Here is a 13,516-nt window from a genome sequence, read left to right as displayed (position 1 = left end):
CGCCTCCCGCTACGCCGTCGGGCTTGAGCGCTTCCTCGCAAGACGGGGCGATCGGTCTGAGCTGGGACGCCGTGGACGGAGCAGATACCTACCGCGTCTACCGGAGCACCTCCTCGGGCGTAGACGCCTCTTCCGGACCGCTGGAGACCGGCATCGGTCAGACAAGCTACACCGACGGGACTGCTGAGAACAGGACGACGTACTACTACGTCGTGACCAGCGTGGCCGAGGAAAGTGGAGAGAGCTCCGAGAGCGACCCGTCCGATGAGGTCGAGAAGACGCCCTTCTCCGGCCCACCCGACCGGCCGTAGGACACATGTGAGACTTTTCCGCCAGCTACAGGCCCTTCATCGCGCCCTCCAGTTCCTCGTCGACGACGTGGGTGTAGATCATCGTTGTGGACAAGTCGGAGTGCCCGAGGGCCTTTTGCACGAGCCGGATGTTTCCCGTTTCCCGGTAGAGCCGCGTGGCGAAGGTATGTCTCAAGGTGTGCGGAGACACGCGCCCGACCTCTTCGATCTTAGCCTTCCGGGCATAGCGCTTCACCGACCGGCGCAGGTGAGAGGTGGCCACCTGCGTTCCCTTCGAAGTTGAGAGCAGGTAGCCCGAACCTCCGGTGGTTTCCTGCCGCCGGTCCATCCATTCTCGGAGCTCCTCCAGGAGGTCTTCTCCAACCCAAAGCGTCCGGTCCTTCGCGCCCTTGCCTTCCCGGACCGTCAGTTTTCCGCTTATGAGGTCAACATGCTCGGGCCGCAGTGCCGTCGCTTCCGACGCCCGAAGTCCTGCCTTGAGCATCAACCTCATGTAGAGGTAGTCGCGATGGGGGCCGAAGTATCGCCGGTTCGGCTGACCTAAGAGCGAGGACGTCTCCTCCTGAGTTAGGATCTTCGGGAGCTTGTCGGGGCGAGCCATGAGCCGAAAGGCGAGCCGGAAAGCAGGTCGGAAGCGGGTCAGAGTCGGGGCAAAACCCCTCTTGTTTCCAAAAACCCTTGCCGCACCCGATTGTTACGCATCCGCCTCTTTGCGTAACGGATGCGCGCCGCTACGCGGCAATCCGGCATATCGGCGGAATTGCGTAACGCATTCACGAAAATCGGCCATCCGGCCAGGCATCCCTTCGGCCGACAGACACCGGCGGTAAAACGGGTTCTGATAGTCAGGGTGCTGACAGCGCTACCGAGGCCGGCTCGGCGCAGTGGCCCAGCGGCAGAGCAACAATGACCAGCCGGATGTTACCGACGAGGAGGTGCTGAAAACAGCGATAGCTTCTTACGTGCTTAAGCTCATCAAAAAGCGGACGACTATCAGCGAGATTCACCTCCGGGTTGAAGAGCACTTTTTGGAGTGGTTTCCGGATCTGCCCACGCAGGAGAGCTACAACCGCCGTCCGGGTCGCCTGAGCGCCGTTTTTGCTCCACTGGCCCAAGAAGCCCTCTCAGAAGTTGGCTGTAAAAGCCCCCTAGCGAGATGATTCGCATCGCCGATTCGATGCCGACCCGTGTGGCGAAATGGCAGCGGGCCTCCGGGGCGGAGGTTGCTTCCGATCGTCTTGCTTCGGTCGGCTCGCCGCCGCGATGCTCCTCCTTGCTCTCAACCCCTGATTCGCACTTCTCACGCAAGTCCACTCCCTACTTGCACGGAGGGTTGTTTTTGGAAACGTCTGTTAACTAAGGTTGAAGTCAAGATGTTCTCTTAATGGTCTCTTAAAGGTTTTGGATATGCACCGATAACTCAAATCGAATTGCGGGTTGGAAAGCAGAGATAACCGTCGAAGCGACTGGCTCACAATATTGAGCAGTTGCTCGATCCTTGGACCGTTTCGCCCCGATGGCTTATGGACGGTGAGAAAACTCGTGACCTCAAAACTCATCTGACCGAATACTACCTATTCGTTGACGACTAACTGCGGTCCCATCCGTTGCGGCCTCATCCGATGCGGTCCCATCTGAAGGGAGCTGGCTAGCATCGGTCCGTAAGCGGTGATCTCGGCTTTAGCAGTCCCGGCTTTAGCAGTCCCGGCTTTAGCGACGCCGAGGCGATCGCAGATGCTCCGGCTCCAGGGCGCGTCCTTTTGGCCGATGAGGGCATCGGGGCCGCGCGCTCTCTGACTAGCTTGACGAATCGACTGGCTTGACGAATCGACTGGCTTGACGGCCATGCTCAAACCCCTCGCGCCGGCGCCATCGAACGATCCGGGTGAAGGCCACTCGACCGTCAGTCGGTCCAGGCAGCAAGTCGAAAAGAGCTTTTCTGGCCTCCGGTGCCAGTTCATGAACCAGGTGCAGGCCCGGTTCTGGCATGGCCTCTGGACGAGCCTGCTGTTGCCGGAGAAGCCTTCTGGTGAAGATCCTTCACTGCAATCTGGGACGTGCCGACCTCGCGTCGAAATTTGCCAACTCAACCCGCGACTGAGATGAACTCAAGGGCAGAGTCACTTGGCGGGTCTGTTGTACGTGACCGGTCGTGCGTGACCGGTTGTACGTGACCGGTTGTACCTACGGTATTTTCACGTGCGCATGCCCGCCATGCTGGCCCGACATGATGCTGGCCCGACGTGTTGGCCCCTCGCGTTAGTTCGATCGGTTCCCCAGACGGTCTGCTGAAGCTTCTCTCTCGATGCAAGATTCGACATAGGACTGAGATTCTGTTGTGAAATACCTAACTGCTCTTTGGTCGGCCGCTACCACCCGTATTGCCGCCAAGTTTATGATTCCGATTATTCTCGTGGTCGGACTGGGCGTGGTGGCAGCGGGGGTTGTCGTCTCGATGCGAATTGGCGACGATGTCCGGCAAGCCGCCCAGGAGAAAGCCGAAAGCAGTGCGGCGCGCTTCACAGAGCGGATGCAAGCCATCAACCGGCTCCGCCTGCAGATGGTACGCAGTGGAATACGGGCCCTGAAAGACGAGGCCCGGCAACTCGGCACCCCTGCTCTGCGAGGACGAACGTCGCTTGAGGGGAAAGCGGTGCCGGACCTGCAGTTTGGCCGTGTCAGCCAGGTGGGCCGCTATCAACTGCCGGATCAGGTTACCGAGCAACTTGGGGGGACGGCCACGCTGTTTGTGCGCGACGGCGACACGTTCGTTCGCGTTAGCACCAACGTGACAAAAGACGACGGCAGCCGAGCCGTGGGAACTGTTCTGAATCCGGACGGCAACGCCTACGCGGCCATCACCGACGGGGAGTCCTACTACGGAATTGTCGACATCTTGGGAGACAAATACCTGACGGGATACGAACCGATGCGGGATGCCCAGGGCGACGTGGTGGGCATCTGGTACGTAGGGTATGAGCTGAGTGGAATGAAGGCGCTTGAAGCATCCGTCCAGGAGACCCGCATCTTGGAGAACGGGTTCTTGGCCGTGCTGGACGGGGAAGGAGAGGTTATGTTCAACTCAAAGCACATCAGTCCCAACAAGCTACAGTCTGCACTTGCCAACGAGGGCGGGTCCAGTAAGAAGGGGAGCAGTAAAGGAAAGGCGTGGAACGTGCGGCGGTCAACCTTCGAAGCGTGGGGATTCACAATTGTCGCCGCCTATCCGGATCGTGACATCAATGCCCAGCTCACTGGCGCACGGAGGATGATTTTTCTCTTCGGCAGTGCCCTCCTCGTCATCATCGCCGGCATCCTGTACGTGGCGGCGCGGCGGACGGTTATTGGCCCGATACAGGAGTTGGCCGCCGCTGCAGATGCTGCCGCGGACGGGGATTACAGCGTGCACGTGGAGCGCGACACGCAGGATGAGGTGGGGCGACTGGCCGCTTCATTCAACACGATGGTGCGCCAAATCCAGGAGGCAATGACCCAGATGGAAGAGAAAAGTGAGGCGGCCCGTGAGGCGGCCCGTGAGGCGAAGGCCGCCAAGGCCAAAGCGAATGAGCAGCGTGCCTATCTCAGCGAGAACATCGAGACGATGCTGGACGCGATGAACCGGTTCGCCGACGGGGACCTGACGGTGCAGGCACGCCTTGAGGACGCCGACGGCGATCTCAGTGACCAAAAGGCCATGATGGACCGCCTCTTCGAGGAATTCAACCAGGCGGTAAGGAGCATTCGCCGGCTTCTCTCAGATGTGAAAGAGGCGGCAGACGAGACCGCCTCCGCGTCGAGCCAGATCTCTGCGTCGTCGGACCAGATGGCCGCCAGCGCCGAGGAGCAGTCCGCCCAGGCCGAGGAGGTGGCCGCGGCGGTCGAGGAGCTGAACCAGACGATCAGCGAGAACGCCAAGAGCGTCCACTCGGCGGCCGAGGCGGCGGAGTCCGGCAGCCGGCAGGCCGAGCGCGGCGGGGAGGTCGTCGGCCAGACCACCGAGAAGATGGAAGAGATTGCAGGAGCGGTCGGGGAGACCGCCGACACGATCGAGCGGCTCGGCCAGTCCAGCGAGAAGATCGGCAAGGTCATCGAGCAGATCGACGAGATTGCCCAGCAGACCAACCTGCTCGCCCTGAACGCGGCGATTGAGGCGGCTCGGGCTGGCGGGGAGTCCGGGAGCCAGACCGGCCAGGGCTTTGCGGTGGTGGCCGAGGAGGTCCGGGAGCTTGCGGAGGAGGCCGACCGGGCCACGACCGAGATCGCCGAGATGATCGAGCAGGTCCAGTCCGAGACCAGCGAGGCGGTCGAGTCGGCCCGCCGGAGCAGCCGGAAGGCGGAGGAGGGGCTGGAGCTGGCCGGGCAGGCCGGGGAGGCGATCGAGGAGGTGGTCGGCTCGATCGGGAAGGTCGAGAAGCAGGCCGACGAGATTGCGGCGGCCTCCGAGGAGCAGTCCACCACCAGCGAGGAGATAGCCCAGAGCGTCCAGTCGATCTCGGCGGCGGCCCAGGAGTCCGCCCAGGGAGTGACGGAGGTTGCCGGGGCGTCGGAGGACCTGGAGGGGACGGTTCGGCGGCTGCGAGAGGGGGTCGAGGCGTTCGATCTGGGAGCAGAAGCCCGCTCCCACCGGGAAGGGGCTCCCAATCCGGGGGCTCCCGAGCCGGGGTCTCCCAAGCCGGCGCCAGGGGAATACGGAGGCGACGGGCACTCCTCCACCGCTGGCTCTCTGTAGCTGGTTGGTCTGCAGCTGAACTGTCTATAGCCAGTTGGCCTGTGGCCGACTGGACCCCGGCTGGGCCCCCAGCCGGACCTTGTCTGGCCGGACCTTCTGGACCTTAGCTAGCCGGATCTCAGCTGCTTAAGCTTCAGCCGGCTGAGCCTCCGGCCGCTTGTTCGGTACGACTATCTCTGCAGGCATCGGCTCTGCAGGTGAGAGGCGCTCCCACGTCGGAGATGCTCCCACGTCGGGGGCGCCCTCGGAGCTGTTGGCTGAAAATATCCCCCCTAGGATGTATCTCCCTTGAAATGCATCCCTCTTGGAGGTGTCGCACTCGGGAGCACGATTGAGTTATGATTGAGCCGCATGTGCCTGGTCGCAAGGGCACCAAGGGCGGAAGTGTCTTCGGAGAGATGGCCGGAGAAACGCAGATGCCTTCGGGGCAAGGCAAAGGCCCCTCGCGACGAAGCCGACGGGTCATCCCTGCAGAGGCGTTCTGAAACGGCTACTCGCCGCCGATCTCGGGCCCGATAGCAACTCATGACCCGAAATCGGGTATCAAATTTTCCCGTTGACAAAGCCCCGATCATTACGCTCCTCACTTCTGCGTAACGCATGCTCGTCACTGCGCGGCCTCAGGCACCACCTCCGGCAAATCGGCACAATTCCGCGGGTGCATTCACGGTCAGGCCGGGGCTGTGTGCTCGGGGGTTGCCTCTGGGAAAAAGCTTACTCCGGAGACTGTAGGCGTTCAACGTGAGCAGAAAGCCACTCCGTCAGTTCGTCCCGACTGACCGTTCCCCCCGCTACGTCGAGGATAAGACGTTCCTGCTCATCCACGGAAGCGACGGTCTCCCAGCCGTTTAGCCTAAGGAATACTTCCATCGAAGCGTGGCCCACCCGCTTGTTTCCATCCACAAACGGGTGGTTCTGGACCAGGGTAAACCCGATCGCCGCTGCTTTCTCAGCAATCGAGGAGTGTAGCTCTTCTCCGCCGAATTGCATTTGGGGTTGGCGGACGGCCGAGACGAGAGCGCCCCGGTCTCGAAGTCCCGGACTCCCTCCCGACGTTTCGATTAGGCGGCGATGGAGATCAAGAACTTCAGTGACGCTCAGGTACCGCACAATTGCTCGACGAGTATAGTGGAGCTGACGGGAATAGCCACCTATGAATGGCCAGCTGTGTCGGGGTCCAACGACGAGAGACTCCTGAGAGACTCCTGCCGGGGAGAGACCTCGATTATGAAAGACCTCGATTACGAAAGACGTTGGTAGAGTTCAGCATTCTTCGACAAGACCTCTTCGGCGGCCTCCTCGTATCCGCGGCCCAAGCGTTTGAGTTGATCGTCGATGCTTACCTGCGCGACCTCTTCTGTGGACATTCCGAGCTGATCAGCGAGAGCCTCCAGGCGGCCCGCGGTGTCGTCGGAGAGCTGGATTGTGAGTGTTTTCATAGCTTCAGAAGGGTGGATGATTGGTCACTTCTTCAACGCTCAGTGAATCAGACGTTTCCAGCCTGGATCGAAGGCAGCGGTTCCGGCGGAACGTGAAGCTTGCCGGGGTCACCATCTCTGCAAGCATCGGCTCTGCAGGTGAGAGGCGCTCCCACGTTGGAGACGCCCTCAGAGCCGTTGCCTGAAGATATTCCCCTTGCTTGGGGTGTATCTCCTTTGGAACGTACCCCTCTTGGAGGTGTCGCCCTTGGAGGCATCATTGAGTTGTGATTGAGCCGCGTGTGCCTGGTCGCGAGGGCGCCAAGGGCGCAAGTGTCTTCGGAGGGATGCTTAGAGAAACGCAGATGCCTTCGGGGAAGGGGGCATTTGGGCGCTTCTGCCGCCACCGAAGTCCTCAGCGCTAGCGCAGGTGACGTTTCCCCGTGGGAGTTTCCCGTGGCGTTCCTCCGTGACGGTTTCCCGTAGCGTTTCCAGGTGATCCTCCGCCAAGCCCTAGGGCCTACGCAGGCGCAGGTTTTTCTTCAGTCAAAGGCAGGCGCAGAGCAAAGCAGCTCCCTTCTCCTTTTTGGGTCTCTACCTCAATGCTCCCGTCCATCTGCTCTATGGCCTTTTGCGTCACTGCCAGTCCTACGCCAGTTCCCTCGTACTTCCGGCTCATTCCCTTGGAGGCCTGCCGGAACGGCTCGAACAGATCTTCGGCGGCCTCCGGCTTCATGCCAATGCCGGTATCTTCGACTTCTATTACCGCCGACCCGTTTTGGCGGTAGGACCGAACACATACCTCCCCGCCAGGCTCGGTGTACTTGATCGCATTGGAAATAAGGTTCTGCAAAACGATTTGGACTCCGCCTTCATCGGCCCAAGCCTCAAGGGGCGTCTTGTCTTTCTGGATCTTTAGCTCAAGCTCTTTTTCGTTGGCCTTTGCGCGGAACTCCTGGGCTACCTGAGAGGCTTGCCCCGACAGATCAACAGGCGCGGAGGAAAGCTCCATTTGGCCCGACTCCAACTTTGACAGGTTGAGCACCCCCTCCAGGGTCTCAAGGAGGCGCGTCCCGCCCTTCTCGATCAGCCGGGAAAAATAGGTTAGTTGCGAAAAGTCAGCCTCGCCAAACTGCTTCTTGAGCGCCTCGACCTCGTCCCCGATTGCTCCGGCGAACCCGAGGATCGAGGTCAGAGGCGTGCGGATCTCATGACTCATGTTTGCTAGAAACGCGTTTTTGAGCTGTACCATTTTCTCGGCTCGCTCTTTGGCCTCCTCGGCCTGTTCCTTCGCTTCTTCAGCCTGCTTTTTAGCCTCCAGAAGCTTTTTCTCCGACTCCCGGCGGCGGGCAAGTTCATCACGGAGACGCTCGTTGCGCTCGACAAGCTCCTCGGAGGTCAGCTCCAGCGACCGTTCGAGCAATTCTCGGTCTTCGTCGGCTTGGGTGTAGGACTTGTCTACCGCCTGAATAAAGTCTTCCAGCTCTCGGGGAATGTCATCCGGGCTGCCTAGGTGCTTCTCAAGCTGTCGCTCCAAAAGGTTGTGCATCTGGGCGAGAATGCTTTTGGGGGCGCTCTAGTTCTGTATCTGTGGCTTTGTATTTACCGCTCGGCGAACGTTGTTATCGTCATCGTCTGGTTGTGCATCTCGCACATTTGAGTCTCCGGCGCTGGGGCAATCTCCCCGTACGCGTAGAAGCCCACTGTGCTTGTGCCTCGCCCAAGCTTTCTGGTTGCTTGCTCGACCTCTTCTTCGATCCGCTGCTTTAGCACTTGCTTTCGGCCGATGCAGCTGACGAGCAAGGCAAGGTCGGCGGGCGTGTCTCCCAGGTCTCCACGGCTCGACTCTGCCGCCCCAATCGCGCCATCGATGAGACGCTCGTTGTTCGCCTTCATCAGGCGGGCGTACGACCCCTCCGGAACGCTGCCTGCAAAGGTCACGCTCTGGTCGTCTTCATCCATGCCAACGACCGTCCGCACAATCTCATGAGATTGGTCGGGGCCTTGAATCGCCAGAGGGAACCGTAGGCCGCTTGCAGGCAAGTCCTCAGCGTATGGCCCCAAGTAGCGCTCATAGAGCTCCAGGGCAGTATGATTGTCAAACTCATATAGGACATCTCCATCTGACTTTTCGATGCGGCGGCGCGGGCCGAACGGGTCCCACCCTCCAAGCGACCCGTGACCGACCATGAGCCGGTTCCCGTAGAAGCCGACGCCAACGACACTTGGGGTCTCTAAGACGCGATCCAGCCAAAGGGGTGTGCGCTCGAACCGATCTCCGTCTGCGGCCAGTCCCCCCGTCACCGTTACGTTCTCTGGAAGGTGACGAGCCGCCCCATCGACAAGAGCATTTCCATTGACACGTACCCCATCGGACAAAAGAAAGACGTGAGACAGGTCCGGAGCGCAAAGCGACTGGGCCACTTCTTCTCCCCGGACGTAGCTACTGGAGCTGTTATCAAGTTTTGCACGCGTGGTCTCAACGCCTGTCGCTTCAAATGTTATCCCGGCCGTTACCACGCTGTCTTCCAGTACTTGCTCGCCTTGAATCTCCCCACCTGTAGAGCCTCCAACGAGAGTTGCGTTGGGATAGATAGCCCGGACTTCTTTAAGCCGATCGGAGCTTTCCATGTGGGCGGTGCTGCCAAATACAAAGACGACATCGGGCTCCCCATCGACTTTGCTGCCAAGGGTCTTCCATCCAGTCTCCTTCTTCCATTGCCGCTGCTCGACATCCATGTGTGTCTTCAACGTTTTGACAGGCGGGACTACAGCTTTGCAGAAGCGTCTCTTCTTTTCAGGCCTACTTCCCTGCAAAATCTCATCTTTGCAAAAAGCGCTTCCTGAGGGAGCACAGCTCTCGCACGGCTCCTATGTGTGCTACCCTGCTCAAAGATTAGTCCAGTTTCCCACTTCAAGCTTCTTGTCTCAGGCTATGTAGACGGTAAATTACGAAGAAGAAGCCCGGGAGCAGTATTTGCGTCAAGGACCCCATGATAACAGCTTAATTGGATATCGCGGCGCTGTTTGAGGCAGAATTTCACTCATGTGCCGGCGCGCCTAGCGCCTTGAGGAGGTAAAATCGAAACCAACGGCTCCCCATTGGTGACGCGCAGTTGATGCTGCACTGCTAAGAGCGAAGGAAAATAAACATTGCCGGATATAGACGCAGTCGAAACGACTTCAATTCGCGCAAATGGACACCTTCGGCATGGCCGGTACAGCCGGCGCGGTCACCCCGGCAACGCCGGGGCGGGTTGCCAGCGTGGAATAGCCGGCACAGAGCTGCCCGGCACAGCCCCGATTGGCACGTGCCTGCCGGGCTTGCTATGGTCCCAAGCCCCATCAGGTCGCATTTCAGCCAAGAGGCCCTGGGGGAAGTCTGCCGGGAGGCGGCTTCTGAACGCTGGAAACCGCCCGGCAGGTGGCCCAGATCAAATGGCCCGCGGGCAAATGGCACAGATGCAGGCGGCTCAGGTGCAGGCAGCCTACTGGCCGTCGGCTCGCGTGCGGCTGGAGGTCTTCCCACGGCCCTCAGACCCCGCTCCTGGATTTCCAGTGTCCGAGACTGGCTTTCGGGGCTTGCTTTCAGAGGAGGAGCTCTCCCCGAGAAGCCCCGGGCAGCCCACTTCCAGAGAGCCCTTTTTCTTCGGCGACTGGCCTAGCGGACCTGCCGGGCGCGAGAAAGTCTTCTTTCTACTGGGTCCTGTGGTCTGGTCATCTTTATCTCGGATACCTTAGTGCCCTTCAGTATCGGTCTCTACTTGGCCGGTTTCCAATTATATAAAAGAGGAGCAGGCAAAGCCTTGAGTTTTGGTATACATGCTCTCAGAATATAGTTAACAAGAAAAATGTATATTTATTACGTGCTCTTACTCTCAAAGATAAGATATTTGTTGTTTCTGTAAAGTCTTTTTGTCCTGAGCAGTCTCCTTCTCCTGTTACAGAATCAGAATGTGCTTTTCGGTCACTGCGGGAGGATGAGGCCGAGCGCACTTGACGGATTCGACTGACCTGTCAAAAATTTGCCCAGAAGGGACTATTAGCTATGGCAAAGCACCACGGGATGAACGATCTGGAAGGCATCGACGCTTTCTGCCACTATGGTCACGAAGCAGAAGATGAAGACCGTTTTGGCCGACTATTCGACGGGCTCCCGCCACTCAATACCCAATCAAAAGAACTGGAGGCCCTCGGCGCTCAGGACGGCCCGATGGACGGGGGAGAGGACTTCGATCGAACTGATACCGTAAGCGCCGGGCAAATCTTCTTCGGCCAGTTTATCGACCACGAGCTTAGCGTCGGTGGCAAGCGCAGAGGAAGTTCCCAACGTGCGCACTCCCACCCTCGACCTGGACAATGTTTACGGGATGGGGCCGGAGGCGACCCCGTTCCTCTACCGGGGCGGACGCGGAGACTTTGCCGACATCAAGCTTTTAACCGCCGAGAACGGAACCGCCGCCGAGATTACCGGCGAGGATGGAGACACTGTCGACCAGCCCAGGGGGCTTCGGGAGCACGACCTATGGCGCTCCCCCGATGGGACGGCCGTAATCGGTGACCCGCGAAACGACGAAAACCGGGTTATCTCTCAGCTCCAACTGGCGATGATCCGTTTCCACAACGCGACGGTCGACTATCTCTACGAGAATGGCCTAGAGGGGGAAGAGCTCGAAGGCGCCGAGTTGTTTGAAGAGGCTCGTCGCCTGGTGCGTTGGCACTACCAGTACGTGATCATCGAGGACTACCTCCCGAAGATCTGTGGGAAGGCCGTCGTCGACCGAATTAAGGGTCGGGGACGGGAGTTTTATTGCCCGAGTGGTGGGGAGCCGTACATCCCGATTGAGTTTTCGGTGGCGGCCTACCGATTTGGACACTCGATGATGCCGGAGCGCATTCAGGTCCAGAAAGGCGGGACCGCTTACGAGCTCTTCGGCCGCACCTTTGGCATCGGGTTTCGGCCTCTGGACGACGAAAACGCGGTCGTCGACTGGCACGAGCTGACCGAGACCGGTGAGGATCGCCATGTCCAAAACGCCGAGGAGCTAGATACGAAACTCGCGACGGACCTCCTGGACCTCCGGTTTATCCGAGAGGGGGAGTCCTCGCTCGCTACACGCAATCTGCTTCGCGGGCAAACCTTTCTTTTGCCCTCCGGCGAGGAAGTAGCCCAGCAGATGGGACGACCGGCCAGCGAGATCGACCGGGTGGCCGACGAGGCCCGCGACACGGCCGAGCCGGCAGCGGATCTCTCTGGTGGGATTCCGCTCTGGTTCTATGTTCTGACTGAGGCAGAGGAGCTCGGGCGTGAGGACGCGCCGGAGGAGTTCGAAGACGGGGAAGGTCTTGGGCCGGTCGGAGCGCAGATCGTGGCCGAGACCCTCTACGGCCTGATCGAACTAGACGACCGGTCCTATTTGGCAACGAATCGGAACTGGGATCCAAAAGACGACGGGGTCGGGCCTCGAACGCTCGGCCAGATGCTGACCTACGGGCAGCCGGACACGATTCCGTAGCAGCAGACACCTCTTCGAGCTCATCGAGTTGGGGGTCGAGGTTTTGACCCGTGGTAGAAACGCGGGCGTAGCCGATGCGCATGGCAGGAGAGGCCTCTTGAAAACGGGTGTCTCAAAAGTTGATCGGCTCGATAAGTATTGAAGCAAACGGTTTAGAAACAACTTCTGAAACAACTCCACCTGCGTTTGTCGCCGTTCAGGCGGGGTGGGTAGGGCTGTCGCTCGTCGTTTCAAAAACCACCGTTTCCGAGACATCCCCTACGGCAACCCTCCGTGCATGTAGAAAGCGGATTTGTATGAGAAAGAGATAGGCCGTAAAGTCTGCTTCGCGACCTGCGACCAGTGAGGTCGGGAACAGAAGATTCGTCCTACAGGTGGCGCATTACACTGTGACACAGGAGCTCCTTCCCACAAAACCCCGGCCTTCATGAAATCAACTGTGACCGTTCGACTCGATGATGACCTTGACCGAGAGCTCACTGAAGTGTCGGAGGCCATCGGGCAGAGCCGAAGCGAAATCGTGCGCGATGCGCTCCGCCGGCAGCTCTCGGTGCTCCGCTTCGAGGAGCTCGGAGAACAGGTCATGCCGTTTGCTGAGGCGCGAGGGTATCTCACTGACGAAGATGTCTTCGAGGACGTATCCTGAGAGTCTTGCGCTCTCGAAGAACTCCCGCAGGCGACGTTCGCCTTCGCTGCAAACCCGTCCCTTCGACTTCGATTCGCACAAGGCAAATGTCGCGCAAGGCAAATAGATGCGCGTCTTTCTCGGTACGAACGTTTTGGCGGTCTGCATAAGTTTGAGGCCGACTGGCACCGATCCGCTTTCTTCGCCTACGTGGGCTACAAGAGCCGATCCCGGAGAGACTGAACCCGTGTCCGTCCCGTAGGCAGTGTTGTGCCGTCGTCGAGCTGCACGTCGTAACGGCTGCCCTCGTGGGCACGCAGGTAGGCAATCGTGCTCAGTCGGGCGACGTACGAGCGGTGGATGCGCACAAAATCCTCCGGCAAAAGCGTCACGAGGCGGCCGAGCGACTTGTCGTGAAGCTCTGTAGTGCCGTCGTGGAGGATGAGTTCGGTGTAGGCACCAGCGGCCTCCAGGTAGTGCACGCGGTCGATGTCAATGAGCACCGTGTTTCCGTGCTTACGTACGGCGAGGTACTTGGCTGATGGATGACTTCGTTCCGATGGGGTCCGGACGCGCTGGAAGGCCTCCACAAGCCGCTCCCGTCCAAACGGTTTACCGACGAAGTCGAGCACACCCAGCTCGAACGCTTCGATCGCCCGGTCGGTGTGCGCCGACACCACGATGGTGTGGAAGCGCCCCGAAACGGATGTCCTCAGCAGGTCGAAGCCGTCCTCGCCGCGCAGGTTGAGGTCGAGGAGCAGGATGTCGATCCCCTCGTCGAACAGCCGCTCGTGGGCGCCGGTGAGCCGGTCGGCGTGGTCGATCCGCGCGTTGTCCCCGAGAATCAACCGCGTAAGGCGCTTCAGGCGCCGCGCCACCATCGGTTCGTCTTCGACGATCAGGACGTGCATGGGATA

Annotated in this window: 10 protein-coding genes and 1 pseudogene; 5 read left to right on the top strand and 6 right to left on the bottom strand. The window is 59.8% G+C overall.

What is annotated here, in order from left to right:
- Positions 1-23 precede the first annotated feature (23 nt).
- Positions 24-311: a SaeA-related protein gene (locus tag OJB03_RS14900; protein WP_263788808.1), complete on the top strand. Its 288-nt coding sequence runs from the start codon at positions 24-26 to the stop codon at positions 309-311.
- 25 nt (positions 312-336) lie between these two features.
- On the opposite strand, the gene OJB03_RS14895 is transcribed toward OJB03_RS14900, so the two are convergent.
- Positions 337-912 carry a tyrosine-type recombinase/integrase gene (locus tag OJB03_RS14895; RefSeq protein WP_263788806.1) on the bottom strand — a complete coding sequence of 192 codons (576 nt, stop codon included), beginning with the start codon at positions 910-912 and terminating at the stop codon, positions 337-339.
- A gap of 256 nt (positions 913-1,168) precedes the next feature.
- On the opposite strand from OJB03_RS14895, the pseudogene OJB03_RS14890 reads away from it, so the two are divergent.
- Together OJB03_RS14890 and OJB03_RS14885 are read left to right on the top strand one after the other, a co-directional pair.
- Positions 1,169-1,584 (top strand): annotated as a pseudogene (locus tag OJB03_RS14890) (transposase family protein); the annotation flags it as partial.
- A gap of 1,122 nt (positions 1,585-2,706) precedes the next feature.
- Positions 2,707-5,040 carry a methyl-accepting chemotaxis protein gene (locus OJB03_RS14885; protein ID WP_263788802.1) on the top strand — a complete coding sequence of 778 codons (2,334 nt, stop codon included), beginning with the start codon at positions 2,707-2,709 and terminating at the stop codon, positions 5,038-5,040.
- Positions 5,041-5,754: 714 nt separating this feature from the next.
- On the opposite strand, the gene OJB03_RS14880 is transcribed toward OJB03_RS14885, so the two are convergent.
- The 4 genes from OJB03_RS14880 to OJB03_RS14865 form a co-directional block, all read right to left on the bottom strand.
- Positions 5,755-6,150, bottom strand: coding sequence for a type II toxin-antitoxin system death-on-curing family toxin (locus OJB03_RS14880; RefSeq protein WP_263788799.1), 396 nt, complete (start codon positions 6,148-6,150; stop codon positions 5,755-5,757).
- Positions 6,151-6,281: 131 nt separating this feature from the next.
- Positions 6,282-6,479 carry a DNA-binding protein gene (locus tag OJB03_RS14875; protein WP_263788796.1) on the bottom strand — a complete coding sequence of 66 codons (198 nt, stop codon included), beginning with the start codon at positions 6,477-6,479 and terminating at the stop codon, positions 6,282-6,284.
- A gap of 499 nt (positions 6,480-6,978) precedes the next feature.
- A complete protein-coding gene (locus tag OJB03_RS14870) occupies positions 6,979-7,995 on the bottom strand; it encodes a sensor histidine kinase (RefSeq protein ID WP_279323344.1) in 1,017 nt (338 codons plus the stop codon).
- A 65-nt stretch (positions 7,996-8,060) separates the two neighbouring features.
- Positions 8,061-9,197 carry an FIST signal transduction protein gene (locus tag OJB03_RS14865; protein ID WP_263788795.1) on the bottom strand — a complete coding sequence of 379 codons (1,137 nt, stop codon included), beginning with the start codon at positions 9,195-9,197 and terminating at the stop codon, positions 8,061-8,063.
- A gap of 1,592 nt (positions 9,198-10,789) precedes the next feature.
- Between OJB03_RS14865 and OJB03_RS14860 the strand changes: the two genes are divergently transcribed.
- Both OJB03_RS14860 and OJB03_RS14855 read left to right on the top strand, forming a co-directional pair.
- On the top strand, positions 10,790-11,974 hold the full coding sequence (locus OJB03_RS14860; protein ID WP_272507381.1) for a peroxidase family protein: 1,185 nt from the start codon (positions 10,790-10,792) through the stop codon (positions 11,972-11,974).
- A 427-nt stretch (positions 11,975-12,401) separates the two neighbouring features.
- A complete protein-coding gene (locus OJB03_RS14855; protein ID WP_263788793.1) occupies positions 12,402-12,620 on the top strand; it encodes a CopG family ribbon-helix-helix protein in 219 nt (72 codons plus the stop codon).
- Between the two features lie 194 nt (positions 12,621-12,814).
- Here OJB03_RS14855 and OJB03_RS14850 read toward each other — a convergent pair whose 3' ends face one another.
- Positions 12,815-13,510 (bottom strand): LytR/AlgR family response regulator transcription factor, encoded by a 696-nt coding sequence (locus OJB03_RS14850; protein ID WP_263788792.1) that lies wholly within the window; start codon positions 13,508-13,510, stop codon positions 12,815-12,817.
- Positions 13,511-13,516: the final 6 nt, after the last annotated feature.

The organism is Salinibacter grassmerensis, assembly GCF_947077765.1.
Classification (GTDB): domain Bacteria; phylum Bacteroidota; class Rhodothermia; order Rhodothermales; family Salinibacteraceae; genus Salinibacter; species Salinibacter grassmerensis.
This window is presented reverse-complemented; position numbering and strand designations above follow the sequence as displayed.